26 protein-coding genes and 1 other annotated feature are annotated in these 26,998 nt (G+C 35.1%); of the genes, 7 read left to right on the top strand and 19 right to left on the bottom strand.

Annotated features, from left to right (window positions below; genetic code table 11):
• Positions 1-6 precede the first annotated feature (6 nt).
• Entirely contained in the window at positions 7-519 is a 513-nt protein-coding gene (locus ABS916_RS12395; RefSeq protein WP_350452196.1) for a lipopolysaccharide assembly protein LapA domain-containing protein, read from the top strand.
• 88 nt (positions 520-607) lie between these two features.
• On the opposite strand, the gene ABS916_RS12390 is transcribed toward ABS916_RS12395, so the two are convergent.
• From ABS916_RS12390 to ABS916_RS12385, 3 genes are read right to left on the bottom strand one after another with little or no spacing between them, the layout of a single operon-like run.
• The gene (locus ABS916_RS12390) at positions 608-1,507 is read right to left on the bottom strand and encodes a YsnF/AvaK domain-containing protein (RefSeq protein WP_350452195.1); all 900 of its coding nucleotides are present in this window, start codon (positions 1,505-1,507) and stop codon (positions 608-610) included.
• Between the two features lie 42 nt (positions 1,508-1,549).
• Positions 1,550-1,744, bottom strand: a complete 195-nt coding sequence (locus ABS916_RS12890; protein WP_502880611.1) for an LURP-one-related/scramblase family protein — start codon at positions 1,742-1,744, stop codon at positions 1,550-1,552.
• Positions 1,745-1,752: 8 nt separating this feature from the next.
• Positions 1,753-2,028 (bottom strand): LURP-one-related family protein, encoded by a 276-nt coding sequence (locus ABS916_RS12385; RefSeq protein WP_350452194.1) that lies wholly within the window; start codon positions 2,026-2,028, stop codon positions 1,753-1,755.
• Positions 2,029-2,238: 210 nt separating this feature from the next.
• Here ABS916_RS12385 and rpoN point away from each other — a divergent pair, with 210 nt between their 5' ends.
• On the top strand, positions 2,239-3,591 hold the full coding sequence (gene rpoN, locus ABS916_RS12380; RefSeq protein ID WP_350452193.1) for an RNA polymerase factor sigma-54: 1,353 nt from the start codon (positions 2,239-2,241) through the stop codon (positions 3,589-3,591).
• Positions 3,592-3,712: 121 nt separating this feature from the next.
• Here rpoN and ABS916_RS12375 read toward each other — a convergent pair whose 3' ends face one another.
• The 5 genes from ABS916_RS12375 to ABS916_RS12355 form a co-directional block, all read right to left on the bottom strand.
• A complete protein-coding gene (locus ABS916_RS12375) occupies positions 3,713-5,512 on the bottom strand; it encodes a DUF4153 domain-containing protein (protein ID WP_350452192.1) in 1,800 nt (599 codons plus the stop codon).
• 152 nt (positions 5,513-5,664) lie between these two features.
• Positions 5,665-6,465 (bottom strand): formate/nitrite transporter family protein, encoded by an 801-nt coding sequence (locus ABS916_RS12370; protein ID WP_350452191.1) that lies wholly within the window; start codon positions 6,463-6,465, stop codon positions 5,665-5,667.
• A 224-nt stretch (positions 6,466-6,689) separates the two neighbouring features.
• Positions 6,690-7,334 (bottom strand): class I SAM-dependent methyltransferase, encoded by a 645-nt coding sequence (locus ABS916_RS12365; protein WP_350452190.1) that lies wholly within the window; start codon positions 7,332-7,334, stop codon positions 6,690-6,692.
• A 5-nt stretch (positions 7,335-7,339) separates the two neighbouring features.
• The gene (locus ABS916_RS12360; protein WP_350452189.1) at positions 7,340-8,497 is read right to left on the bottom strand and encodes a cystathionine gamma-synthase; all 1,158 of its coding nucleotides are present in this window, start codon (positions 8,495-8,497) and stop codon (positions 7,340-7,342) included.
• Between the two features lie 13 nt (positions 8,498-8,510).
• Complete coding sequence (locus tag ABS916_RS12355) at positions 8,511-9,425, bottom strand: PLP-dependent cysteine synthase family protein (RefSeq protein WP_350452188.1); 915 nt, start codon at positions 9,423-9,425, stop codon at positions 8,511-8,513.
• Between the two features lie 549 nt (positions 9,426-9,974).
• Here ABS916_RS12355 and ABS916_RS12350 point away from each other — a divergent pair.
• Entirely contained in the window at positions 9,975-10,406 is a 432-nt protein-coding gene (locus ABS916_RS12350; protein ID WP_350452187.1) for a GNAT family N-acetyltransferase, read from the top strand.
• Positions 10,407-10,453: 47 nt separating this feature from the next.
• On the opposite strand, the gene ABS916_RS12345 is transcribed toward ABS916_RS12350, so the two are convergent.
• From ABS916_RS12345 to ABS916_RS12325, 5 genes are all read right to left on the bottom strand, one after another.
• Positions 10,454-11,020 carry a DsbA family protein gene (locus tag ABS916_RS12345; protein ID WP_350452186.1) on the bottom strand — a complete coding sequence of 189 codons (567 nt, stop codon included), beginning with the start codon at positions 11,018-11,020 and terminating at the stop codon, positions 10,454-10,456.
• A 133-nt stretch (positions 11,021-11,153) separates the two neighbouring features.
• Positions 11,154-12,416, bottom strand: a complete 1,263-nt coding sequence (locus ABS916_RS12340) for a chloride channel protein (RefSeq protein WP_502880610.1) — start codon at positions 12,414-12,416, stop codon at positions 11,154-11,156.
• Positions 12,417-12,538: 122 nt separating this feature from the next.
• Positions 12,539-13,252 (bottom strand): DUF975 family protein, encoded by a 714-nt coding sequence (locus tag ABS916_RS12335; protein ID WP_350452185.1) that lies wholly within the window; start codon positions 13,250-13,252, stop codon positions 12,539-12,541.
• Positions 13,253-13,361: 109 nt separating this feature from the next.
• Positions 13,362-14,375, bottom strand: coding sequence for a glycosyltransferase family 2 protein (locus ABS916_RS12330; RefSeq protein WP_350452184.1), 1,014 nt, complete (start codon positions 14,373-14,375; stop codon positions 13,362-13,364).
• A gap of 88 nt (positions 14,376-14,463) precedes the next feature.
• A complete protein-coding gene (locus tag ABS916_RS12325; protein ID WP_350452183.1) occupies positions 14,464-15,249 on the bottom strand; it encodes an SDR family oxidoreductase in 786 nt (261 codons plus the stop codon).
• A gap of 239 nt (positions 15,250-15,488) precedes the next feature.
• On the opposite strand from ABS916_RS12325, the gene ABS916_RS12320 reads away from it, so the two are divergent.
• Both ABS916_RS12320 and ABS916_RS12315 read left to right on the top strand, forming a co-directional pair.
• Complete coding sequence (locus tag ABS916_RS12320) at positions 15,489-16,715, top strand: carboxylate--amine ligase (protein ID WP_350452182.1); 1,227 nt, start codon at positions 15,489-15,491, stop codon at positions 16,713-16,715.
• Positions 16,716-16,738: 23 nt separating this feature from the next.
• On the top strand, positions 16,739-17,443 hold the full coding sequence (locus ABS916_RS12315; protein WP_350452181.1) for an amino acid racemase: 705 nt from the start codon (positions 16,739-16,741) through the stop codon (positions 17,441-17,443).
• Positions 17,444-17,485: 42 nt separating this feature from the next.
• Here ABS916_RS12315 and pepV read toward each other — a convergent pair whose 3' ends face one another.
• Positions 17,486-18,886 carry a dipeptidase PepV gene (gene pepV, locus ABS916_RS12310; protein WP_350452180.1) on the bottom strand — a complete coding sequence of 467 codons (1,401 nt, stop codon included), beginning with the start codon at positions 18,884-18,886 and terminating at the stop codon, positions 17,486-17,488.
• 187 nt (positions 18,887-19,073) lie between these two features.
• Here pepV and ABS916_RS12305 point away from each other — a divergent pair, with 187 nt between their 5' ends.
• Entirely contained in the window at positions 19,074-19,910 is an 837-nt protein-coding gene (locus ABS916_RS12305; RefSeq protein WP_350452179.1) for an NAD(P)H-hydrate dehydratase, read from the top strand.
• 169 nt (positions 19,911-20,079) lie between these two features.
• Positions 20,080-20,688, top strand: coding sequence for a general stress protein (locus tag ABS916_RS12300; protein ID WP_350452178.1), 609 nt, complete (start codon positions 20,080-20,082; stop codon positions 20,686-20,688).
• A gap of 51 nt (positions 20,689-20,739) precedes the next feature.
• Here ABS916_RS12300 and ABS916_RS12295 read toward each other — a convergent pair whose 3' ends face one another.
• From ABS916_RS12295 to ABS916_RS12275, 5 genes are all read right to left on the bottom strand, one after another.
• Positions 20,740-21,459: a pseudouridine synthase gene (locus tag ABS916_RS12295; protein WP_350452177.1), complete on the bottom strand. Its 720-nt coding sequence runs from the start codon at positions 21,457-21,459 to the stop codon at positions 20,740-20,742.
• 72 nt (positions 21,460-21,531) lie between these two features.
• Positions 21,532-23,208, bottom strand: coding sequence for a putative polysaccharide biosynthesis protein (locus ABS916_RS12290; protein ID WP_350452176.1), 1,677 nt, complete (start codon positions 23,206-23,208; stop codon positions 21,532-21,534).
• A 211-nt stretch (positions 23,209-23,419) separates the two neighbouring features.
• Entirely contained in the window at positions 23,420-25,837 is a 2,418-nt protein-coding gene (gene leuS, locus ABS916_RS12285; protein ID WP_350452175.1) for a leucine--tRNA ligase, read from the bottom strand.
• 68 nt (positions 25,838-25,905) lie between these two features.
• Positions 25,906-26,145 (bottom strand) — a binding site (T-box leader).
• 87 nt (positions 26,146-26,232) lie between these two features.
• Entirely contained in the window at positions 26,233-26,562 is a 330-nt protein-coding gene (locus ABS916_RS12280) for a heavy metal-binding domain-containing protein (protein ID WP_350452174.1), read from the bottom strand.
• Positions 26,563-26,669: 107 nt separating this feature from the next.
• Positions 26,670-26,998: LysM peptidoglycan-binding domain-containing protein (locus tag ABS916_RS12275; RefSeq protein WP_350452173.1), on the bottom strand; the 329-nt coding region annotated here is incomplete at its 5' end.

Genomic DNA, 26,998 nt, shown 5'->3' with positions numbered 1-26,998 from the left:
AAATGTATGATAATAATCGCGATTATTTTATTGGTTTTGGCTGCTATAGTAGCATTCTTAAATATGCAAATGGCTACTTTAAACCTTTACTTTATGTCTTTTGATTTACCTTTATGGTTACTTTTCATCGGCTTTTTATTACTCGGTATGTTGATTGCTGCACTATTTGCATTATCTAAAGGGGCGCGCAATAGACAAGTAATCAAAAATAAAAATGATGAATTAGAAAATGCTGAAGCTTCTAGAGATGAGGCCGTTAATAGAGTTAAAAAAGAATCTGAAGCACAATTGGAGTTACAAAAGAAAGAGGCTGAAATTCAAAGTCTTAATACTCGATTAGCTTCTTTAGAAGAAAATCAAACAACTCAGCACAGTGGACCAACTTCAACTGTACACACTACCGAAACAACTGGTACAAAAACTAGCCCTTCTACTAGCAAAGACATTCATGTTGAAGAATATCAAATAGATGGCACGAATACAGCTAAACCAAAAGATGACAGTTCTCATCATTCTTAACCTTCACTAGGATTATAGTTTAGTAAACCATAAAGAAGTCCCAAATAAGACATTATCTTATTTGGGACTTCTTTATTTGAAAACTATTTTACTCAATGTTTTTTTTTACATGAGGATTGCCTTTTGTGTCGACAGTGACGTCTTCTTTTTTTACTGTTCTATTAACTTGTTTTGTATCTGTTACTTCCTCTTTATTCAATGATACTTCTTCTTTAACCACTGGGTGCTTCGTTACTTCAATTTCTTCTTCTGTGACAGGTATAACCACTTCTTTATTTTTTAGTGTATTATCTGAATGGTCGTCCTTTAAGTTATGTTGCTCAATAACTATTTCTTCGTGTCTAACAGGAACTTGAATCGTTTTAGTTCCTTCTACTACACGTTTTCTAGCTCGAACCTCGCCTGTTTGAACTTCCTTAGTTGTGACATCTAATTGCTCTTCTTTCAATTGAATCGTTTCACTTTCTGATTTTTGATTTTGTTCGTCATTTTCTGAAACTGAACGATCAGAAGGTTCAGCTGAATCTAAAACCGTTTCAGGATTAACTAATGGATCTGCTTCTAACATAGAAATCGGATCTAATGGAATAACTCTATCTGTCGGACGTGATTCATTACTACTAATTTTTTTTGGTTCACCCTTTACAATAACAATGATATTGCCATTTGCAATATCTTGTTGATAAGCGTCCAAAAGATCGTCATTTGATTGAGAGGAACCGGGTTCATTAGAGTCATTTGAAGAAAATGATTCTTTTATTTTTTTCCAAATGGAGCGATCATCCCTTTCTTTTTCCTTATCCTCAGTGTCTATATCCGTTTCATTAGTTGTTCCTACTATATCTGTAGTATTGGAAATGGAATTTTTAGATTCTGTGCTAGATATTAAAGTGATATCTTCTTTTTGATAGCCTTCTTCTTGCAATTTATTGACTGCATTTACTGCCTCTTGAGGACTTGCGTAGCTTCCTACAACATATCTTTCCATTCTTTTCCCTCCTTAATGATTATCTAAAAAGTTAGTGTACCTTTAGGTTTCATCTTGATCATCTATTTGTAAACACCAAATCGCAATAACAATGCCTAAAGCTAATGGAGCATCTTTCTCATCTTTAGTCTCTAAAACAAAAGTATCCCCGTAAGAAAACCATTTTTTCTTAAAAGAAGCAACTTCGGTAAATCCTTCTTTTATTTCATAATCGTCTTTTTCAACATTTCCTTTGATTTTCCAATTTATTTTTTCAATATCGTAATCTGGACCAAATAGTTTTTTTTCTCTTTTACTTCAGCAATCTTTTCATTTTGTTGATAGATGATGTATTTAGGTGAAAAACCTATTTTTTTCTCTTCAATAGATACTATTATTTCATTAGTTTGATTGTAAACGTGCACTTTATTCCCTATGGATACCCGTTCACTTTTAACAATATAAACTTTTTCATCTTTTTCATTTCGTACAATTAATTGGTCACGCCACGAAAACCGTTTTTCCTTAATATATAGTTTCATTAGTCAAACACCTGCTTTCATCTACTCGTATTCTAGTTACTCTAATTATAACCATCCATTCCATTGCAAGCTACTCATAAGCAAGATGTGAACATTTATTTACACTATTGTCTCTAGATTTCTCCTTTATTTTAGATGACGTTCTCATTTAAAGTTCGATATGCTATGATAACCTTATCAAAACTTATTAATACTAGAGGTGAAAACGTTTTGAATTTCGAACAAAATTACACTCAACTACAAAAACAGCAATTGACCATGACACCTCAATTGCAACAATCTATTCAGATGCTGCAATACAATCGAAAAGATTTAGTTGATTTTTTAAAACAAAAATCACTAGAAAATCCTTTCATTTCTATTTCTGTAAAATCAGCTCCCAAAACTCAGGGAACTTCGACAGAAAAATACAATAGTAACCAGTCAAGAACAAATCAATCAACTAGTGGATCAATCTGGGATACATTGGCAACTACAGCATCTACCACTTCTCTTTATTCTGCAGTCATCGAACAAATTCATTTGTCTTTCAGAGATACCGCCTTGCGTGATTTAATTATTTGGCTGGCTCAGTATATTGACCATAATGGTTATTTAACTCTGTCAATGGATGATGCGATTACCCTTACTCAAGCAGAACCGTTAAAATTATTAGATGCATTGACACTTTTACAGCAATTGGAACCTGCTGGTGTAGGTGCCAGAAACTTGCAAGAATGCTTGATGCTTCAAACAGAACGAAATGGTCAAGCGCCCAATCTTGCTTATTTAATCCTTGAAGAAGAGTTTGAAGCTTTTGCTAATCGAAAATGGGATCACATTGCAAAGCGTTATGCTATTTCATTGAGTGAAGTTCAAGAGGTTTCTGATTTTGTCAAAACTCTTACACCACACCCTGGAGCCATTTTTTCAAATGCTCCTACGCAATACGTTCGTCCAGATTTATCCGTTAAAATAACGGATAATCAAGAGATTATTGTGCACTCTGTTAAGACTGGACTTCCTGTTATTGTTTTCCAAAAAGAATATTATGAAGAATTAAGTGTGTTGCAGGATAAAGAAGTTTCAACATTCATTAATGAAAAACAATCTGAATATGAATGGCTCAAAAAGACGCTTATTCAACGAGAAGAGACGATTCTCAGAATTGGTATTGCCATTGTAAATGCTCAGAAAGAGTTTTTTTTATCAGAAGATCGTCCAATTCAATCCTTAACATTAAAAACAATTGCTGAAGAACTTGATATTCATGAATCAACGGTCAGCCGTTCCATTAATGGGAAGTACATCACAACAGAATTCGGTGTATTTGAATTAAAAAAATTCTTTACAAACGCTTTGGTGACAACTTCTAAAGAAGGTAATGGTTCTATCTCTTCTGACCAAATAAAGAAAAAAATTGAACTCTTCATTCAAGATGAAGATCCTAGAAAACCATTATCAGATCAAAAACTTGTGGATCTTTTAAAAAAGGACGGTATTGAAATATCACGAAGAACAGTCACAAAATACCGCGAAGCTCTTTTTATCTCGAGTTCTCCAAAACGCAAGCGCTTTGACTAATCATGTATTACCTTTGGTTAAATGTGCTATTAAAAATCCTAGCTTTTTTCGTTCAGCCCTAGGTAACTAACAAAAAAAACGTGATCGATTCCTAAAGGATTGATCACGTTTTTTTATTCGTTTATTTAATCTCAACAAATAGATAAAATTCAGCATCATACTGATTATCGTAAATATTAATAGATGTAAAGACTAAATTCATTTCAGCTTGTTCATTCTCAGTTTTCACTGTTGCTTCATCAATCGTGAGCATATTCTCTGTTTCAGTAGTCGAAGCAACTTCCTCCATTGTCTCTTGAAGATCAATGCTCATAATGGTCTCATCACTTTCATTCCTTAAAATAAGACTTTCTTTTCCATTTACCTCTTCGGTATATACTGTATAACTCTTATCATCCACTGCAAACTCAATTCTTGGTTGTATGCTGAAATCATAATAAGAAAATATAACCATCTTGTCGTACTCTTCAATTGAGATCACAGGACTATCTCCTAAATCTAATGTAGCATAATAAGAATCTTGCACAGGTTGTTCATTTAAAAAACCGTTTACGTCATAGATAGGTTGAAAACCAAATACCTCTTCAAATTGATAGGATGGTAGCTGGTTATAAGGTGCTAGCCACTCGATATCTTCATTGTAGTCCATACTTGTTAAGTAATAGACAGTTTGACTGATTTTGATTTTATCCTCTTCAGGAATATCAGCATTCGGAATAATGGAATTTCCTTCCAACATCTGATTCTGTTCAAGTGTTCTTTCTAATAAATTCGTTTGTGACACACGGCTAACAGTGAATGCATCAATTGGAGGTACAATTGAAACCAACGAAAGTACCATCAACACTACTGCAACCCAGCCATTTTTTCGAATAGGTAAAATGCTAAACAGAACTCCCGCTATGGTAGCAAATATGCCAAACAAGATGACATAATAGCGCCCATAAGTTAAGCCAGTTTCTTGAATTCTTAAAACGGATGCCATTGTTTGGAACAAAACAATGGGAATCAACACTTTCGGGAAAATTTTTCTGAAAAGAATGGCTGATTTTGTCTCTATATTACTTGCTAAAATATATACTACAATAACCGTAATCGAATAAGAAACCAACATGGGCTCTAGCAAATTATTGGTCCAAAAATCTCCCGTAATATTTTGTAAAAGATAGACCAATAAAATAACTGTAAAAATTGTTGTTAACGGAATGATGATATATGAAATCAATAGTTCAAGCATCTTAGGAACTGAAACGTCACTTTTTAGTTCTTTCAGTTTGGTCGTTCGTTCTTCAGGTGTTAGAACTGATTCCTCTTTTTTACTTAAATATAAAGGTGTATAAGATAGAAAAAAGATAGGCGCAAACAATGAAAGCACTAGGTTAAACGCATGCAAATTCACTTTATAATTTACTGAGAATAGTAACTGATCAACTGCCAATAGAATAAACCCAATACCTGCAGATAAAACAAGTGTGAATAAGAGTGTTGTAAAAAAAGCTTTAAAAGCGGATAAATAACTTTCATTAAACGTAATTTCATTCTTTACAGTTGGAACCCATATAAATGCAATCGTTAGTATAAAAAAGATAATACCTGTTTTAACAGTCCTCTCAAAATCATAATCAGCTGCAGAACCAATTGTAAAATAATAAGCAATCGCCAAAATAATTGCACCAAACATCAATAGGATGCGTTGAAAATTTTTTTCAAAAAACCGTTCGTAGATTTGTTGTGCTACCGCACTTAAAAATATCCCAACTAGAAAACTATACATATACCTTATATAATTATTTGTTTCTTGCTGAATTAAAAATGTATTTAACCCTGCAAAAGCAAGTAAAAATACAACTGTTAACGGATATCTTCTGCTCGCTTGAATGATTCCTTGGAATTTATCCTGAATCTTCTGTATCAATTTCATCTTTCACCACTCCTTTTCATTCTGGACTCTTAAACCTTATCTTACTCTTATTATGTAGTTAATCTTTATCTTCTGTCAATCATTAGTCCTACTCATTTAAGTATACAAAAAAAACTGATACTAAGTATCAGTTTTTCCTGTAGTGCTATTCTTTAATCAACATACTCTGTTTGATCCTTATTCAACCACGAGTACAGTAATCCAATCACTAATGCTCCACCAACATAATTACCTAGTAAAGCTAAGAGCCAATTTAGTGCTACAGCTCCTATGGTCATACCTGGAACCGTTCCGCCAGAAGCAAAGAAAGCCAATGAGAAAGATGAAAAATTGGCAATAACGTGTTCAAATCCTAAATAAGCAAAAATGAAGATAATAAAGATCATGGCAATAATTTTCCCAGCATCATCTTTCATTCGTAAGGTACAAAATACAGCTGTGTTAACAATAACATTTGCAAATATACCTTCTGAAAAGACCTGTAAAGGCGTTTTAGCTAATTTTCCAGCCACTGCTGTGAAAAGATAATGGTCGCTCGGAAGAGCATGGAACTTATATGTGAAAGATATAACTAAGCTAGCAATAATTCCACCAATCAAATTGAATAAAATACAATAAAATAATATTGTTAATGCTTTTTTAGGTTTTAACCACTTCCGTTGGATCGCAACTGTCATATACATCATATTTGAAGTGCCTAATTCTGCATTCATATAAATAATCATGACCAGTGACCAACTAAACATAAATGCGTAAAGCATTTTACCTAGGCCAGGTACAATCTCTTCACCAGCTTGACCAATCATCACAGCAACTGCTGTTCCAAGCGTTAAGAATAAACAGGCTAACATTGCACGTACAAAATAGCGTGTCTTACTATTATCAAATAAATTTTGCTTTTTCATAATACTTTTTTCAATATTGTACATTAAACCAGTATTTTGAGTTTCCATTTTTTTACCACCTTTAGTTTGTTATCTTTTTAACAATATAATTATTATACTCTATTTAAAATCATTTAAAAGAAAAAATGCGCTTTCACAAACTTTTTTTTTTAGATAAACGTCAAACTTTATTCACGACTCCTATTTGCTGATCAAAATACTTACTGATAAGGGTCCTAAAACCAAAATAAAACGACACTAAATAAATCAGTGTCGTTTTATTTCTTCATTAACTAAGCTTGTTTCTCACCTTCAACTATCCAAACGTATTCATTCATTTGCTCAATAGATACGTTAAATCCTGCTAGATTGAACAGATTTAATAAAGTTGGAATAAGAGTATAATATTCTCGTTCTAAATCATTTGCTAATGTATAAAATTGGTGTTCTTTAGCTTGTACGATTTTTTGTTCGAGGGCTTCTTGTGATTCAAACATCGTGTCTGCAAAGACAACTTTGCCTCCCTTTTCAAGTTGGTCAGCGTACTTCTTCAAGGCCATTCCTTTTTCTGTATCTGTCAGATGATGGAACACATAAGAACTAACAATGGTATCCACTTGTCTTGTCGGTTTTGGGTAATTTTGTAAATCCCCGTCATAAATCATGACTTCACTTGGCAACTTATTTTTAGCTAATTCACGCATTTCTTTAGAAGGTTCTATTGGGAAAACCCATTTGCCTGAAGAGAGTAACTGCTGGGTTAGATTTCCAGTTCCAATTCCAAATTCTAAAACATTCATTCCACTTCTTTGAACAATCTCTTTCAAAATGTTACTGTATCCTTCAAAAACAGCTTTGTATTCAGGGTCATTCCCTTCAACAAAATCATCATAGTCACTTGACCAGTCTGTAAAAATATCTAAAAATTCACGTCCCATACTATTTATTCTCCTTTGTTGTTCGATACAAATGCTAATGCTTGATCCAAGTCATCAATAAGATCCCCTACATCTTCTAAACCAACGGACAAACGAACCAATTCATCTTTTATTCCTGACTTTAAGCGAACTTCTTTTGGAATAGATCCATGTGTCATTAAAGCAGGTATTTCAATCAAACTTTCAACTGCTCCCAAACTTTCAGCTAGAGTGATGATCATTAGTTTTTCGACAAACTCTTTAGCAGAAAATCCTTCTTTTAATTCGAATGAAATCATTCCACCAAAACCAGTCATTTGTTTTTTTGCAATCTCATGTCCCTGATGATTCTCTAATCCCGGGTAATAGACTTTTTCAATACTCGAATGATTGATTAGGTACCGCACTATTTCTTGAGCATTTTTTTCATGTTCTTCCATTCTGATGCCTAACGTTTTAATCCCTCTTTGTAAAATCCAGCTATCTTGCGGCCCTAAAATTCCTCCGATTGCATTTTGTAAAAAGCCAATTTTATCAGCTAGTTCTTCATTATTTGTCGTAACTAATCCTGCAACAATATCGCTATGTCCACCTAAATATTTAGAGGCACTATGAACAACAATATCTGCTCCAAGTGTAAGTGGACGTTGATGGTAAGGTGTAGCAAAGGTGTTGTCAACAATAGTTATCAGGTTAGCCTCTTTTGCAATTTTAGATACAGCCTCAATATCGGTTATTTTTAGCAACGGATTCGTTGGTGTCTCTAAAAATATCGCTTTAGTTTCTGGACGAATTGCTGGTTCAATCGTGCTCAGATCACTTGTATCTACCGTCGTAAATGTTATTCCAAGATGGACGAGTACTTTATTCATTAAACGATACGTTCCTCCATAAACATCATCTCCCACAATGATATGGTCTCCTTTAGAAAATAATGACAGCACCGTATGTGTTCCTGCTGATCCTGATCCAAAAGCAAAACCTCTAACGCCTTCTTCTAAATCCTTAATTAATTCTTCTACTGCAAAACGAGTAGGATTTCCTGTTCTTGAATATTCATACCCTTTGTGTTTGCCCACTTTTTCTTGTTTATAGGTTGATGTTTGGTGAATGGGTACATTTACCGAACCTGTTGCTTCATCATGACTGATACCACCGTGGATTAATTTCGTTTTCATTTTCATCTTTAACACTCTCCTATTGATATATTTTTTTACTTAGATAACGCTCACTGCTGTCTGGGAAAATTGTAATGATCGTGCTTCCTTCAGGTAACACTTGGGCTTCTCTTAAACAGGCAGCAAACGCTGCGCCGCTTGAACTTCCAACAAACAACCCATTTGTTGCGGCTAATTGTTTAACATAGTAAAAGGCTTCCTCATCAGAAATCGTATAAACATGATCAATTAATGATTTATCTAAAAACTTAGGTATGAATTCCATTCCTATCCCTTCCGTTTTATGTCCATGAGCTGCTCCACCACCTAAAATCGAGCCTTCAGGTTCAACTATGGTTGTACGAATTACCGAATTATTTTCTTTTAAATAAGATGCTGTTCCAATAAAAGTTCCTCCGCTACCTGCCCCAGCTACAAAAGAGTGGATTGCATGTCCGGCCATGTCTTTTATAATTTCTGGTCCAAGAGTTTCATAATAGGTTAATGGATTCGCTTGATTTTCAAACTGCATCGGGATATAGCTATTTTTGATTTCTGCCGCCAACGACTGAGCTTTTTCTATTGCTCCAATCATACCTTTTTCAGTAGGTGTAAAAATCAGTTCCGCTCCCAAAGCTTTCATTAATTCTTGTTTCTCATGACTAAATTTCTCTGGAACTGTAAAGACGACTTTTAGTCCAAATTCTTGAGCTGCTAAAGCTAAACCAATGCCTGTATTTCCAGCAGTGGGTTCAATAAGCGTTGTATCTTTATTTATCAGCCCTTTATCAAAAGCTGTTTTTACTAATTTGACCCCTAAGCGATCTTTGATACTTCCACCAGGATTGAACATTTCTAACTTTGCGAATATTTTACTGTTGTTTGGTAGGTCAAAACCCTGAATTTCTAACAATGGAGTGTTTCCTATCAAGTCTTGGGTTTTTCTAAATAACATGTCTTTCCTCCTTATCTTCATTCTCAATTTCTAAAAAATGGGACAAAAAAAGTGCATGAGTTTTACACTCATGCACAAATCATCTAATTTAATGTAGTTTCTTCTAGTGAAAGCCATTTCAACACACCTACTCATGAACTGTTTCCTAACAGCAATCCATAGGGTATAACAAATGGTTGTGTTCACAAAAAAGAAGAAGCTTGATTAAAAAATGAAACTTGTCGACATGAGTGGTCTATACAACATAAACAACAACACACGTCTAAACAGTTCATCTTTTTCATTGGGCTTCTTCCTTTCTTAGTTTATTTTTTAATTCAACATAAGTAAAATCTTACATCGGTATAGACTCATACTATCAATCCAATTTTTATTTGTCAACTAAAACTAAAATTAAATACCACTAGACCACGTTCACTCTTCTGCAATAGCCTTGTTTCAAAAACTCTTCATTGCAATACAGAGGTTTTTTTGAGAAAATACACAAGGAAGAAAAGTTGCAGCGATTAGCAACACTTCCTATAATCCAAAGCGACAGGAGCAACCTTTATGTGGACATACAAAACGTTTGATGAATTAACCAAAGAAGAATTGTATTTATTTTTAAAAGAGCGCAGTGCAGTTTTTGTTTTTGAGCAACAATCTCCTTACCACGACATTGATGGCAGAGATCCTGATAGTATACATATTTCTTATATTGAGGATGGAGAACTGCTAGCTTATTCCCGCATCTTCGTTACTGATAATGGAAATATTCGTATAGGACGTGTTCTCGTTACAGAAAAAAATCGTGGAAAAGGCTTTGCCCGTACATTATTCCGTAACACACTAACCTACTGCAATGAGCAATACCCAGAAAAAGCAATTGAATTAAATTCTGAAGAATACATTAAAGATTTCTATGCTTCATTTGGCTTTAAAGAAATCGCTGATCCATACTTAGACTCAGGTGTTATCCATGTTACTATGCTACTAGAATAAAATAAGGCTGAACTACTCTTAATTAGAGTAGTTCAGCCTCATTTTTTTTAGACTAACTGATACAAATCTTCTGCTGTGAAAAATTTTTCTATTAAAGTTGCTTTTTTTTCTTCACCTGTTGTTACTAGTAAGCACGTTGGTGTATCTTTTGCTCCCATAGCACTTGAAACATCTTGATCAAGATCAAATAAATGTTGAACAAAAGGAGAATGGAAATCAAATAAGAACATTTCCATATCTAAATCAGCCTGTTCAGCTGACTCAATCAGTAGTTTTTTTGAAAGGCTTCTTTTTTGAATAATCATTTTTCGTTGAATAGCGAATAAAAATTCTCTGCCTTTTTTCTTTCCTTGGATAGTAGCTGCGATAAAAGCCAATGATAAGTGAAAACTTTCATTGTATAGCTTATTCCATACAGCCATTTCAGTTGATAAGTCATTTTTTTTCATATACCGGTAAAGAGTCTGGGTGTTGTGATAAGGATAAATTGTTATTTGTGTGTTTTCTTCATAAGCATTTACAAACTTAAGCACTTCTTCTTCCATTTTCAATGAAGCTTTACTGATTGGGTTAATAAATAAGAAAATTTCAATTTGCTTAGTTCTGTCTACCATAAAATGATTCACCTCAATTCCATATCAACTTATAACTACATCTTAACAGTAAACAGCTTTCACCAAAAATCATTTGCTCAATACTGCATAGAGAATGAGTTTTTGGGATTCTCTTTCCAAGGATTTGATGATTTTATTCCTCTTCAAAAAGATCTCCTTTGCGTAAATAGACTTGCTGAGTTTCATAAATACCTTGATTGCCTGAAAAGAGATAACTAACTACACATGTCAAAAAGAGATAAGGCAATGCTTTTGAACCAAAAAGTTCCAGTCCCATCACAAAACAGGCAACGGGTGTATTACTAGCCGCTGCAAAAACACCAATAAACCCAAGTCCTGCTAAGAAAGGAACCGAAATATGGAAAAGATGAGCGAGTGTACTGCCTAAAGTGGCCCCAATCGTAAATAAAGGTGTCACTTCTCCTCCTTGAAATCCAGATCCCAGTGTAATAGCTGTAAAGATTAATTTACCCAAGGAATCAAACGGACCACTTTCCCCTAGAAAAGCTTGATCAATTAAAGGCAGACTTAGACCTAGAAATTCTCTAGTGCCTACAAGGAACACCAGAAGAATAACGATGACTCCTCCGATAAAGCTTTTTATGACCGGATTGTTGAACCAGTTAGTCATAATGACTTTTGTTATCCGTGTAGTCCAACTAAATAAACGCCCAGCAAACCCAAAAAGAATGGCTGCAATGACTATTTTGATGATAAGACTAGGAGTTGCCTCTGGTACAATTCCCATACTATAATGCGTATGCGCAGCACCAAAAAAAGTCGTCACCCAATTTCCGACCAATGCTGCCCATAAGCTCGGAAATAATGCCTCTTGGCGGACAAATCCAATAGCTAATACTTCCATTGCAAATAATGTTCCAGCTATAGGTGTTCCAAAAACAGAACTGAATCCCGCACTCATTCCGGCAATTAACAAAATACGTCTCTCATTTTTTTTCATATGAAATACGCGCCCTACCGCATCGGCCAGTGATCCTCCAATTTGGACTGCAGTACCTTCTCGTCCAGCAGACCCACCAAATAAATGGGTAACCAATGTTCCAAAAAGAGTAAGTGGAATCAGTCTTTTAGGAATCAATTCTACTTCCTTTTTAGTACCGCGAGCTTCTTGTATAATCAAGTTATTGCCTCGTATGGCATTGCCGCCAACTTTCCAATACAACCAACTAATAGCTGCTCCACCCAGCGGCAATAAATAAAGCAGCCAAGGAAGTGTCATACGAGAGTTTGTTACAAATGTTAAACTGATAAGAAAAAATGCGGATAAACTCCCTACTCCTATCCCTACTAGGCTGCTATACCATAGCCATTTAAAAAAATAGTTCCCTATTAGTACAATCTCTGTAGTTTTCATTTTTTTTAGTATAAGTCCCATAAAATCCCTCTTTAGTTTCTCATTAAATTCACTTGTTTATTTTACCACTAGTCCGTAGTAGTTTCCCATTTTGTTTAAAAAAAGATGGACAGCCAACTCTGGCGGTCCATCTTTTTTTAAACTTAATTAGATTGAATCAAATCTTCATAAAAGGCAACTTTTGTCGCATTTTGATAAGGAAGCAGCCATAATAACCCTATACCTAAGGATAAAATGGATAATATACCCCAACCTAAAAAACTTAGATCTAGTAAGAATAGACGCCATTTATTACCTTTCATCAAGTTTTTACTTTCTGTAATACAGTCTAGCGAAGAAATTTTTTCATTTGGTGATAGATTAGAGCGATCTTTGTAAATTAAGTAAGCTTGAGAATAAGCGTATGATTTTATGATTCCAGGAATAATAAATAACAGACTCCATAAAGTAGTAAAAATTGTAGATATAATGTAAATCAACAGTACTCTAAGAAAATATTTTTTCGTAAATACTTGTAGCCCCATTTTTATTGGTTGAATCTCCATATTGGGATTTCTAAACCAATCTAAAAATGTAAACGAAATACCCACTGTAAAAAGAGTCGTTAAAATTCCGCCGCCAATATTGCTTGTTCCATTTCCAGTTCCATCGTCAGACATCATAGAATCATTTACCCAATAGTTAGAACCAGCATCTGAATAATTAACTAATGCAACCACTAAAGCTGCAAAGACTAACGTAATGAGGACTGAAATTATTGTTGGAATAATATTCAATAGGATCGCATCTTTCCATCTTCCTTTAAGCAGTGCTTTCGTATCATATTTTAATTCTTTTCTTGTTTTATAATTTTGCATTTCTTACAGCCTCCTCAGGCAGATGATTTCCTATAGTTTACCAAAAATGAATAGCAATTGTTATTTCTTTTGAAATTTTAGTCAATGTAACTATCAAATTTTCTTCTCCTTACAAAGACTTATCTTCTGTTTCAGATGAATTCCCTATAATCCGCTTTTTTAGAGCAGCCTTATAATTCTCTTTATAGAAACTGCTATCACCCTGCAACAATTTTATCCCTACTTTGTAATAAAGGGGAATTTTTTTATCGTTAGTTATGTCTTCTTGATATAGCCGAATATCTTGTTGAAGCTTCCGTTTAAAAGCTTCCGTATGAATATTTTCAGGAGCTTGACTTAATTTATACCCTACAGAAATCATACTTTCCATCAGTTTTTGCAAACCTAAATGTTTTAACTCTGGAAAATCCATTTTTAGTAATGCGTATAATTGTTCCGTTTCGGTCAGAATATCGTAGTATTTTGGTGAAAACCCACTGCTGACGATCGTATTCGGACTTCTCACATAATGATAACCAATTTCGCTTGTTACGACTGTCTTACTAGAATTTTTAGCTAATTGATAAGTTGTCACGATATCCTCAAAAATTTTTCCTTCTGGAAAAGTTATTTTTTGAAACAAACTATGATGATAAATCTTATTCCATGTATAAAAAGCTACCCCAGAAGAATTAAAAATCAGTTCAATTAGTTCATTTTTGTCAACTATAACTCTATTTTTCTTTTTATTTTTCTTTTTAGGTAGACTGATACTGCCGTATACTTTATCAAAATTCATGATATACAAAGTCAAGTCTTTGTGTTGAACACTCGCTTTATGAAAGTTAAAAAAAGCCTCATCATCAAATCGATCATCGCTATCAATAAAGGCAAGAAAGTCACCTGAAGCTACTTCTATACCTTTATTTCTAGCTGCTGATAATCCTTTATTCTCTTGATGAATAACCTTAATACGCTTATCCGTTTTCGCTAACAACTCACATATTTCTGGGGAACTGTCTGAAGAACCATCATTAATTAAGATCAGCTCAAATTCAGGATACCTTTGCTGCAATACGCTTTTTACAGCATCTCCTAGGGTTGAACTTGTATTGTATACCGGCATGATGACACTTATCAGCATTGTATTCCCTCCTTGAAAACGTTCAACTGGCTTAAATCTGTCCAGGCTACTCCGAGTATGATTCGATCGTTTAAACGTAGACTCTTTGCTAAATCGCTTTTACGCTTCCACCGTCAATCATTAAAGATGATCCAGTAACGTACGTATTTACATCTGATACAAGAAAAGTAACAAATTTTGCAAATTCTTCTGGTGTTCCATAACGGCCAAGTGGAATAGCTTCTTGAGCTTTTTTTGTAATTTCTTTCATAGATACATTTTTATTTTTAGCTGTAATTTCATCTAGAGTTGTTATACGATCCGTTGCAATTCGCCCTGGCGCAACCGTATTGATTAAAATATTATATGGACCTAACTCTTCTGCTAACGTCTTACTAAGACCGACAATTCCTAAACGAAAAGTATTCGAAAGAATTAAATTTGAAATCGGTTGTTTAATTGAAGAAGAAGCAATATTAATAATTTTCCCACCGTTTTCTTTTAAATCTGGCAAAACTGCTCGAATTGTTCGAATATAGCTCAATAAATTTAGTTGAAAAGCATTTTCCCAATCTTCATCTGAAAAATCTTCAAAAGAACCAGAAGGCGGTCCCCCGGCATTATTAATTAAAATATCAATTTTGCCAAATGTTTTGTGTGTTTCTTTTATGAGTTGTTGAATGTCTTCGTTTTTAGTAATATCAGCGGGAGAAAAGGCAACCTTGCCTTTTCCAAGGGCCATCAACTCTTTTTGAACCGATTGTAGCTTTTCATAATTTCGACTAGCTATCATGACATTGGTTCCTTCTTTTACTAGCTCTGCTGCTATTGCTTTGCCTAATCCTTGACTAGATGCCAACACTAATGCTGTTTTGCCTACCAAATTTAAATCCATTAAAACTCCTCCTGTTCTTTCATTCATCGATTGTGCACTCTTATGTCATTTTTTCATAATCCAGCAAAAAAGTAAACTCTTACCTTTTCGATTCCTTCGCATATCTTTCGCTTTTATCAAATAATTATGCTATAATTTTCACATTTAAGAAAACGTTTTCGCAAAATAGTCCTCTATTTTCGTTTAATACCCTCAAGTTTCCTATCTCTTATCTTTTTCCTTGAAAGGACTGTTTGCTTATGCCAACCACTATTGAATCACAGCCTTTTATTCCCATTATTCTAGGAGGCAATCTAGGTGCCTATAGCACAGCACGGTCATTTTATGAAGCTTACAAGACAACTTCCCTTGTCCTATGCACGATGATTACTGGACCTATAGATCATTCGATCTTTATTGACCCTATAATTGAGCCTAACATGGTACAACCGGAAGTACTAGTTAAATTATTAAACGATATTGAAGATCGCTACCCCAATACAAAAAAAATTATTTTAGCCAGCACAGACAATTATGTGGAATTGATCATCAATCATAAAACGCTCTTCCCTATTAGTTGGGTCATCCCTTATGTGGATAAAGAACTCTTTTATCCTGCAACAAATAAAGCAAACTTTTATAAAATTTGTGAACAAGAAGGGGTTCCATACCCTAAGATCTTAGTAATATCTGATTATGAAGCACAATTGCCATTTGGTTTTCCTATTATTATCAAACCTACTAATAGTATGAAATACCATTCAATCGATTTTCCAGGTAAAGAAAAAGTTTATATTTGTAAAAATCAAGCGACTTACAAAAAAATCATCCAAAACATGAAAGATAATGGATACGATGATGAAATTATCTTGCAAGAGTACATTGCAGGAGATGATTCCTTTGTTGGAGTTGCTACCGCCTATTCTTCTCATAGCACAGGTGAAGTGAAAGTTGTTTCTTTTGGACAAACCCTACTTGAAGACCACACTCCATCAGCTATTGGAAATCATCTTGCAATTTTAACAAAAAATGACGATCAAATTGTTCGAGACGTAAAAAAACTGGTCAAAGCTACCGGATGGACTGGATTTTCTAATTATGATGTCAAATACGATACGCGTGATCACACGTATAAATTTTTCGAACTGAATGCCCGCCTTGGACGCAGTAACTATTATGTGACTGCTGCTGGGAAAAATACCGCTACATATTATGTGAGAGATTTTATTGAAAATAGTCCTATTGAATATTCTGTAGCAGATAAACAAGTTTTGTATTCAGCAGTACCGAAAAAATTATTACTAGATAACCTTCAATCAAAAGAACTAAAGAAAATCGTCAAACAATTGTATAAAGCCAAAAAAGTTTACCATCCTTTAGTTAGTCAAGAAGAACCCAGTATGAAGCGAAAACTATATGTAACTATTGCTACGCTAAACTATTTTAAGAAATTTAAAGCTTACCCTCAACTTTATGATCCTATCTAAATAACAGAAAGGTCGTCTTAGCCATGAAGAATTTCTTTGCTATTTTAGGCGGTATGGGTACCTTGGCCACCACTAATTTCTTAGTCGAATTAAACAAGAGGCACACTCCTACGAAGGATCAAGAGTTTTTCAATTATATGTTGTTCAATCATGCTGAAATTCCTGATCGAACATCGTATATTCTTGACCATTCAGCCCCTAGTCCTTTACCCGCATTACTAGCAGATATAGAACAATTGAATGTCTTAAAACCAGACTTTATTGTTATGCCCTGTAACACTGCCCATTATTTTATTAATGATTTGGTAAATGCAACCTCTATTCCTATCATCAACATGATAAAAGAAACAGTAGCAACGATCCCACCAAATACTACAAAAAAAATTGGTTTAGCAGTGACTCAAGGAACATTAGAAAGCCAATTATACGAACGTGAACTTCTCTTTAATGGGTATGAGGTTATCCTGCCAGATACTACATTGCAACATAAGATTAATGAATTAGTTTATACTTATATAAAAGAGCAATCTATTATCAATCTCTTGCTCTATGAAGAAATTCTTGAAGAATTTCAGCAGATGGGAAGCGATGTTACACTGCTTGGATGCACCGAACTCTCCTTAGCTAATAATCAAGACTCGTTAAAAAAATTCCCAGTCATTGATGCTGAAAAAATCCTCTTAGAACGAACTTATCAACTTGCCCAACAATTAAAAATGAAAGTTTAAAAAAACAAGATCCCTCATAAGAGATCTTGTTTTTTTTATAATTTATTTAATCAATTCATAGATTGCTTCTGCGTATATACTCATTGCATTCATTAAGTCATCAATAGCCATAAATTCATTGGCTTGGTGCATTGTATCAATGCTGTTAGGGAACATTGCTCCATAAGCTACCCCACGCTCTAGCAAGCGTCCATACGTCCCACCACCAATTGTTTGTTCATGAGCTTCTAAACCAGTTTGTCTTTGATAAACATCTAACAATGTTTTCACTAGTGGATCTTCAGCAGATACATAATGCGGCATTTGCTCTTTACCTCGACTAAGCGTTACTCCGAATTCTGCAAGCTTGCTTTCCATTTTGATTTCGATTCCTTCAGGTGTTACACCTTTAGGGAAACGAAGATTCACTGCAATCACTCCACCATCTTCAGGTGTGAACGTAAATACGCCTGGATTCATTGTAAGATCTCCCATAACGTCATCGACATAGTTCAATCCTAATTTTTTAGCTTTTGTATCTTCGTGTAAATAATCTGTTGTCAATTGTAAGAAATTTTTAGCATCTCCACCAAATGAATAGCGGTTTAAGAATACAGCTAGATAAGTTCCAGCATTAACACCTAGATGTGGTGCCATGCCATGAGCGGCTTTTCCTCCTACTTCAATCGTAACTTGATTACCAACTACTTTTATCGTTCCAGTAATTGGAGAAACTTCAACAAAATCATAAAAGTCTTTTTCAATTTGTTCAGCTTCTTGAGTTGTAAAAATAGCAGTAGCATCTTGTGGTACCATATTTTCACGCAAACCAGCATCAAAACTGATCAACTCATTTTTTCCGCCCTTGTTATTCCCTTTTGTATTTACATAGACAGTCAAGATTCCTTTTTCACCGTTAATGATAGGAAATTCTGCATCTGGTGAAAAACCAAAGTCTGGAATCGGTTCATGAGCTAAGTAATGATCCATACACATCCAGCCGCTTTCTTCATCTGTCCCAATAATAAAGCGAATTTTTTTAGATACTGGAAGCTCTAAATCTTTAATCATTTTCAACGCATAATAAGCAGCCACACCAGGCCCCTTGTCGTCACTAGATCCACGAGCATAGATACGGTTATCTTTGATTACAGGACTGAATGGGTCAGTTTCCCACCCTGTTCCAACTGGGACCACATCCACGTGAGCAAAAACGCCCATTGTTTCGTCTCCACTACCGTATTCAATATGTCCAGCTAAGTTTCCAACGTTTTTAGTAACAAAGCCATCTCTTTCTCCTAAAGCTAAGAATGCTTCTAACGCTTTTTTTGGTCCCGGGCCTACTGGTGCATCAGCTGTAGCTTTTGTATCATCGCGGACGCTATCAATTTTAAGTAATTCTATTAAGTCTGCTAAAAAAACTTCTTTTCGATCAGCAGCTTCTTTTTTCCAATCAATTGCCATTTATACAACACTCCTTAATATTTTATCAACACATCTATCATATCACTTTTCGTTTCTAAGACCAACGACTAGTCCTAATTTTTACTCCACTATCACTACAAAGAAAGATTCGTGCAAAAAATACCTATTCGTTCTATAATCAATTGGAACATACTACAAATTATTTGTCGTCAATGGAGGGTCTTAAGTGAAAGAAATAAATAGAGAAACAATTCAAGGTATGATCCCAAAAAGAAGTAAAGATAGCTACAAGGCTGATTATGGGCGTGTACTTGTGATAGGCGGAAATGAAGATATGGGTGGAGCGATCATCCTCACGGCTAGCGCTGCTGTTTATAGCGGTGCTGGACTAGTCACAGTGGCCACAGCTAAAGTGAACCATGCTGCTTTACACGCTCGACTTCCCGAAGCGATGGTAATTGACATGTACAATAAAGATCGTTTGCTTAAACAATTATCGACAGCTACAGTGATCGTCATTGGACCTGGAATGGGTCTCTCTGCTGAGTCACTAGCTCTTTTGAAGTCTGTTTTAGAGACTGTCACAAAAGAACAACGGTTGATTATTGACGGCAGCGCCATCACTTTAATGGCTAAAAATAATTTAAAAACACCTGTAGCTAAAACAACGTACACACCTCATTTAGGAGAATGGCAAAAAATTTCTCGCTTAAAACCTGCTGAGCAAAATGAGACTTTAAATATCCAAGCTAGAAAAGAACTAAAAGCAAATGTAGTTTTGAAACAATCTCGAACTGAAATTTATTTTTTAGATGAAGTTTGGAAAAATAGTGTTGGAAATCCTGCAATGGCAACTGGTGGCATGGGAGATACATTAGCCGGTATGATAGCAGGTTGTAGTGCTCAATTTAATAATTATCGTTTTGCAATTATTACCGCTGTTTTTCTACACAGTAAACTTGGAGATGATTTAGCTACAAAACAATATGTTGTGCTTCCTTCACAAATTATCGAGTCTATTCCTTTTGCAATGAAAGAATTTTCCACGAAATTTATTTTTTAAGGATGTTGATCGATCTAGTTAATTTCTTGCCGAATAGGTATTTTCTTCATTCTTTTTATTCCGATTGGTTAGCCTTACCTTATTAATTGTATTCTCTTTTCTTTACAAGTATACTCACTATAACTAAATACCAATTAAATCATTTATAGGAGAAAGAGGAGTGGTGTATATGGTAAAAAGCGTTATTGGAAGTTACTCATCTGAAGCAGCATTGCAAAAAGTCGAACAACTCTTATCTGAAGGCAGCTTGAAGGAATCTATTACGCTAGTGACCAATGATAAAATTGGTCAATCCATTCGCAATCAAACCGATATAGATGTATTGGTTCAACCTTCTAAATCAACTACTGAAAACTCATTAGGAGATAAAATAAAAGCAGTTTTCTCTTCAGGTTCTGATGATGATACAAAACTTTATTCCTTAAAACATCGTGAAGATAGTTTTGCGGATTATAAAGATGCTATTGAACAAGGCGAAATAGTTGTTCTTCTAGACGATGACACTTCTCTTGCTGACAATAGCACCACGCCTTATCCTATTGATACAGATACAATGGAAGAAGATACAGCAGGTATTTACCCAACGGATATCTACCTTGAAGATGAGCCTTCCGATTTAGCCCGAGGTGAACGTCAACCGCGGTCCATTAAAAATCAACATTTAGAATTTGATTATGATGAAACTGATTTAGATCCCGGCATCAATACTGATGGCGACTTAGAAATTGAAGATGATTTTCCGCCTACAGAATCACCCGATAGATCTGATTTTTATTAACGAATTAAAAAAAGAGGAAGCTGAGATAAAATCTCAGTTTCCTCTTTTTGCTTATGCATCAATTAACGACTCTAATTCTTCTTTTGTCAGGGGTCTGTATTTGCCTAAATCTATCGTTTCATCTAGCTGTAGCTTGCCCATAGACAACCGTTTCAAATAATTAACCGACTTGTCTACTGCTTCAAACATACGCTTTACTTGATGAAATTTCCCTTCATGTATCGTGACTTGAATAAGAGATTGTTCTTTTTCAAGATCTGTAGATAGGATCTCTAACTTAGCTGATTGACAGATAAACCCGTCATTCAGCGTTATACCATCCTTAAAAGCCTGAATGTCTTGTTCATTCACTAGACCTTCTATAATCGCTTCATAACACTTATCCACATGTTTTTTTGGCGAAAGCAAGTTATGCGCTAACGTTCCATCATTAGTTACTAACAATAATCCTTCTGTATCTTTATCTAATCTTCCTACAGGAAATGGATCAAATACTTGATCTTGTGGCTGTAGCAAATCAATCACTGTTTCATGTAAATTATCTGTTGTTGCACTGACAACTCCTTGTGGTTTATGCATCATGAAGTATACAAATTCTTGGTAATAAACAGCTTCTCCTGAAACGAAAATAACATCTTTATCTGGGTCCACTTGCGTTTTACCATCTTTCTCAATCGTTCCATTTACAGTTACTTCTTTTGATTTCAATACATTTTTCACTGTTTTTCTTGTGCCAAAGCCCATATTGGCTAGTAATTTATCTAATCGCATTTACGCTCCTCCAATTTCATATGATTCAAATAAAGAACCAGTTGAAGCCTTTTGGGTTCCAACTAGTTCCTTTTATTTAATGTGTAGCTTGGTTCTCATATTCGCAACACGAGCTCCTAATAAACGATCCGCTAAACGAGTCTTTAAAGAGGCATACATGTAAACAAGTCCACCAAATCCAGCTGATATGGCTATCACAAAAAGTGCACTAGTCCGATTTTTTGGATCAATCACTAAGTAAAGAACTTCTTTAACTGCAAAAGTGACAACTGCCATCGCTAAAGTAATGATCAGCATCAATAAAACACGTCTTAAAATCAATCCGATGTCAAAACGAGTAACCTTGTACATTTTTCTTAGCATCAATAAGACTGTAACGCCAAAGCCAAATATATTAGAAAGGAACATTCCATTCGTACCAGCTATTGCCAGCATTGGATATTGCATGCCTAATTTTACAACTAATCCTATTACAAGAGCCCAAAGTGCGGGTCTAGTTTGATTTGCAGCCTGCATGGTTGACCCCATAAGAACAAATAAACCTAAAAATAAACTCATAAAAGAAGCAACTTGTAATACTGTAGTGCCAAAATCACTATGCCCATAGAAAACCGTGTATAAAGGTTCGGCTACTATCATCATTCCAATGGAAGCAGGCAACATGATAAAGAAAAACAACTGTAAACTATCACTAATTTGACGGGCGATTTTTTTCAAATCATTTTTAGCGATCAACTCAGAAATCAGAGGCACAGTGGTAATGGCCATAGATCCTCCAAAGGAAATGACGATCATGATCAATTTATTGACATTACCTGAAGCCACTCCGTAATTATTTACAATTTGTTTTGGCGATAATTCAGAAATAGACGTCATAATTTGTTGGAAAGTAAATTGATCGATCATTTGAAAAAGAGTAATGCCTGAACCGATAATAATAAACGGAACAGCTGTACGAATAATCGATTTAAAAATTTCGGTTGTGGAGATAGAAACTTTATTCAAGCTCTGGGCTGCTCTTTCATCCAACTCAGGTTTTTTACGCCAGATAATGTAAAACAAGTACCCAATACTAAATACAGCTCCGATAACGGCTGCAAATGTGGAAGCTGACACTGCATTTACTACTGAACCATTCCATACTTGGCGGATCAAGTAAACAGCTACAAGCATAAAAATAACACGCGCTAATTGTTCAATAAATTGTGAAATAGCTGAATACTTCATGACATGATGCCCTTGGATGTACCCACGTGTCACACTCATACAAGGAATAATCAACAAGGCCCAGCTTAGCGAGCGGATAACTTGCGTTGCATTATCAACAGATATATTGGGACTGCTTGCTGCTATAAATGGTGCCGCAACATACATGATCAATGCCGACACAACACCTGTAACAGCCATGATTTGTAATCCTTTTTTGTAAATATTCCGACTTATTTCATATTCATTCAAGCTATTGTAATAAGAAACTTGTTTAGCAATTGCCGATGGAACACCAGCTGTTGCAATGTTTAAAAATAATGCATAAGGCGTATACCCAATCGTATAAAGAGCATTCGCAGATTCTGCTATATCTTGATTCCCCATCCAAGCCATCCAAGGAATAATGTAGAGAGCTCCTAATAATCTGGATAAAATACTTCCACCTGTCATCCAAGCTGATCCATTAATCATTTTATCTTTTGAACTTATTTCTTTTATTGGTTGTTCAATTTTATTATCACTGACTGTGTCTTTTGACATGACTCAAAAACCTACTCTCATCCTTTTGTATATCAAGCTTTATTTTACTTCTTAAGTAAGTGGGTTGCAATGCTTAATGATCCTCTAAAACAGAACTTTAAAGAAAAATTAAAGTCTTTTCAGATTAAATAAGTAAAAAGGAGACAAGACCAAAGTCTCATCTCCTTTCTTACACGTGTAATAACACTTGAGTGTCATCCATAAGAAATAGTTAGTTTGCTACAATATTTACCAATCTTCCAGGAACAACAATAACTTTACGGATTGTTTTTCCTTCGATTGCTTCTTTGATCTTTTCATTATTCATAGCTAATGTTTCTAAATCTTCTTTAGAAATTTCTTTTGAAGCTTGAGCTTTTGCTTTTAACTTTCCATTTACTTGGAAAACAACTTCGATTTCATCTTCAACTAAGAATTTTTCATCAAACGTTGGCCAAGCAACATAAGAAATACTTTTACCACTATGAGTCAAATTAGCCCATAGTTCTTCTCCCATATGCGGAGCAATTGGTGCCAGCATTTGAACAAAAGCTTTGATGTAATCTACTGGTAAAGCAGTTGCTTTATATGCTTCATTAACAAAAACCATCATTTGAGAAATAGCCGTATTGAAACGTAAATGTTCAAAATCCTCCGTTACTTTTTTAACAGTCTGATGATAAACCACATCTAAAGATCCATCATTGAATGTCGTGATGCGGTCACGGACTTTACCATTTTCATCCATGATCAACCGCCATACGCGATCCAGGAATTTACGACTTCCTTCAAGTCCATTTTCACTCCAAGCAATCGAAGCATCTAATGGTCCCATAAACATTTCATACATACGCAATGTATCTGCCCCAAATTTTTCGACAACATCATCAGGGTTTACAACATTTCCTTTTGATTTAGACATTTTTTCATTGTTTCCACCTAATATCATTCCTTGATTGTATAACTTTTGGAATGGTTCTTTTGTTGGAACTACGCCGATATCATAAAGGAATTTATGCCAGAAACGTGCGTACAATAAGTGCAATACCGCATGCTCAGCTCCACCAATATAGATATCAACTGGAAGCCACTGTTTCAACTTCTCAGGATCAGCCAACATTTCTTTATTTTTAGGATCGATAAAACGCAAGAAGTACCATGAACTTCCAGCCCATTGCGGCATTGTATTTGTATCGCGACGACCTTTCATTCCTGTTTCAGGGTCTACTACATTTACCCATTCAGTAATATTTGCTAATGGAGATTCTCCTGTTCCACTTGGCTTGATCTCATCTGTTTTAGGTAATATCAGTGGCAATTCAGATTCAGGTAATGTTGTTGATGTGCCATCTTCCCAATGTATAACAGGAATAGGTTCACCCCAATAACGTTGACGAGCAAATAGCCAGTCACGCAAACGATAAGTCGTTTCTTTTTTTCCAACACCTTTTTCTTCTAGCCATTTATTCATTTTATCGATTGCATCTTCTTTGCCAAGACCATCCAAAAAGCCCGAGTTGATGTGCGGACCATCTTCTGTAAATGCAGCATTTGCTACATCTCCGCCTTCAAGCACTGGGATGATTTCCAGTCCAAACGCTTTAGCAAATTCGTAATCACGTTCATCATGTGCTGGAACGGCCATAATCGCACCTGTTCCATATGAAGCCAAGACATAATCTGCAATCCAAATCGGAATTTCTTTCCCGTTTACTGGATTAACTGCATAGGCACCTGTAAACACGCCTGTTTTGTCTTTGTTTAGGTCTGTACGATCTAAATCGCTTTTTAAGCTAACTTTTTCAATATAGGCGTTAACTTCTGCTTCTTGTGCCGGCGTAGTAATTTGTTTAACTAAATCTAATTCTGGAGCCATTACACTGTAAGTTGCTCCAAATAGTGTATCAGGGCGTGTCGTAAAGACAGTAAACTTATGATCTGTTCCTTTAACTTTAAAGTCAACATTTGCTCCAATCGATTTTCCAATCCAATTGCGTTGCATATCTTTGATGCTTTCAGGCCAATCCACTAACTCTAAATCATCCAATAAACGGTCAGCGTAAACTGTAATTTTCAGCATCCACTGTTTCATTGGTTTACGGTAAACTGGGTGTCCTCCCCGTTCACTTTTTCCATCAATCACTTCTTCATTAGCTAGTACCGTTCCTAAAGCCGGACACCAGTTAACAGCTACCTCTGCTTCATAAGCTAAACCTTTTTCATACAATTTAGTAAAGATCCATTGTGTCCATTTGTAATAATCAGGATCTGTTGTATTTATCTCGCGCTCCCAATCATAGCTGAATCCCAATGAATTGATTTGACGACGGAACGTTTCGATATTATGAGCTGTAAATTCAGCTGGGTCATTTCCAGTATCCAATGCGTATTGCTCAGCTGGAAGCCCAAATGCATCCCATCCCATTGGGTGCAATACATTAAATCCTTGAGCTCGTTTCATACGAGAAAGAATATCGGTAGCAGTATACCCTTCTGGATGCCCTACATGTAATCCTTGTCCTGATGGGTAAGGGAACATATCCAATGCATAGAAATTATTCTTATCAGCATCTTCTGTTGTACGGAATGTATTATTAGATGCCCAAAATTTTTGCCATTTTTTTTCAATCGTTTTATGATTAAAACTCATATTTATCCCTCTTTCATCTCTTTTTTAAAACAAAAAGTCGCCCTATGAATGCAGATTACTATCTGTACTCATAGGACGACTAAACAATTAATTATCGTGGTACCACCTATGTTTTCTACAATCATTTTCTTGCTAACAGAATGATTGCAGACTCCTCATACCCTTAACGCAGGTGCTACGGCTTTGTCTACTCTAATTTCAACAAAGCAACTCTAAAGGCGAGTTCGAAAGTCATTTTTATGCATTCCCACCAACCATGCACTCTCTCAAAAAAAATCGTTTTTACTATTCCTTTTCACTGTTTTTTTCTATTGATTTCATTTTAACAAAAAATTGCTCTCGGAGCAATAAGAAAAGCAATCTGTCCAATTCAACTTCTGTTAGATTTTCTTTATTTAAGTAAAACTTTTCAATTTTACTGCTGTTCCACTACAAGTTACCATAATCATTCCATTATCTGATCCTAAGGTTTCATAATCCATTTTCACTCCAACAATAGCATCTGCCCCAAACCCTTCAGCTCTGAACTCCATTTCCTCTAAAGCTTTGCTACGAGCTTCTAACAATTCATTCTCGTATCCCTGAGCACGTCCGCCAAACATATTGCGCAGCCCAGCACCCATATCTTTAATTAAGTTGATACCAGAAATAACTTCTCCAAATACAATTCCTTCATAAGACGAAATTTCAAACCCTTCAATTCCTGTTGTCGTAGCAACAATCATTGTTTTCACTCCCTTTTATTTATCATACAACTCAATTTTGCTGATGAGATAAAATTTTATTGGAAAACAGAAACGGAGACCCAACTTTTGTTGAGTCTCCGTTATCATTATTTGATAATCAAAGATTGATCAACAAATATAACATCTGATTTTAAATAGTTCGCTGTTTTTAAATCTAAAATAGACATGCCATATTTTTGAGCAATATCCCATAGAGTGTCTCCACTTACAACTTTATGCGTTTTTGATGTAGTTGGTTTAGTTATTGCGGCAGTACTAGAAGCCGTACCATTTTTTACTACCAAAGTTTGACCAATACTGATTGCATCCGTTGAGAGATTGTTCCATGATTTCAAATTCGCAACAGTTACACCGTATTTTGAACTGATTCCAGTCAATGTGTCACCTGATTTTACAGTGTATGACGTGTTGCTTG

The organism is Carnobacterium sp., assembly GCF_040274945.1.
Classification (GTDB): domain Bacteria; phylum Bacillota; class Bacilli; order Lactobacillales; family Carnobacteriaceae; genus Carnobacterium_B.
Note: the sequence above shows the minus strand (reverse complement) of the source record. Positions and strands in the feature narration are given on the sequence as shown.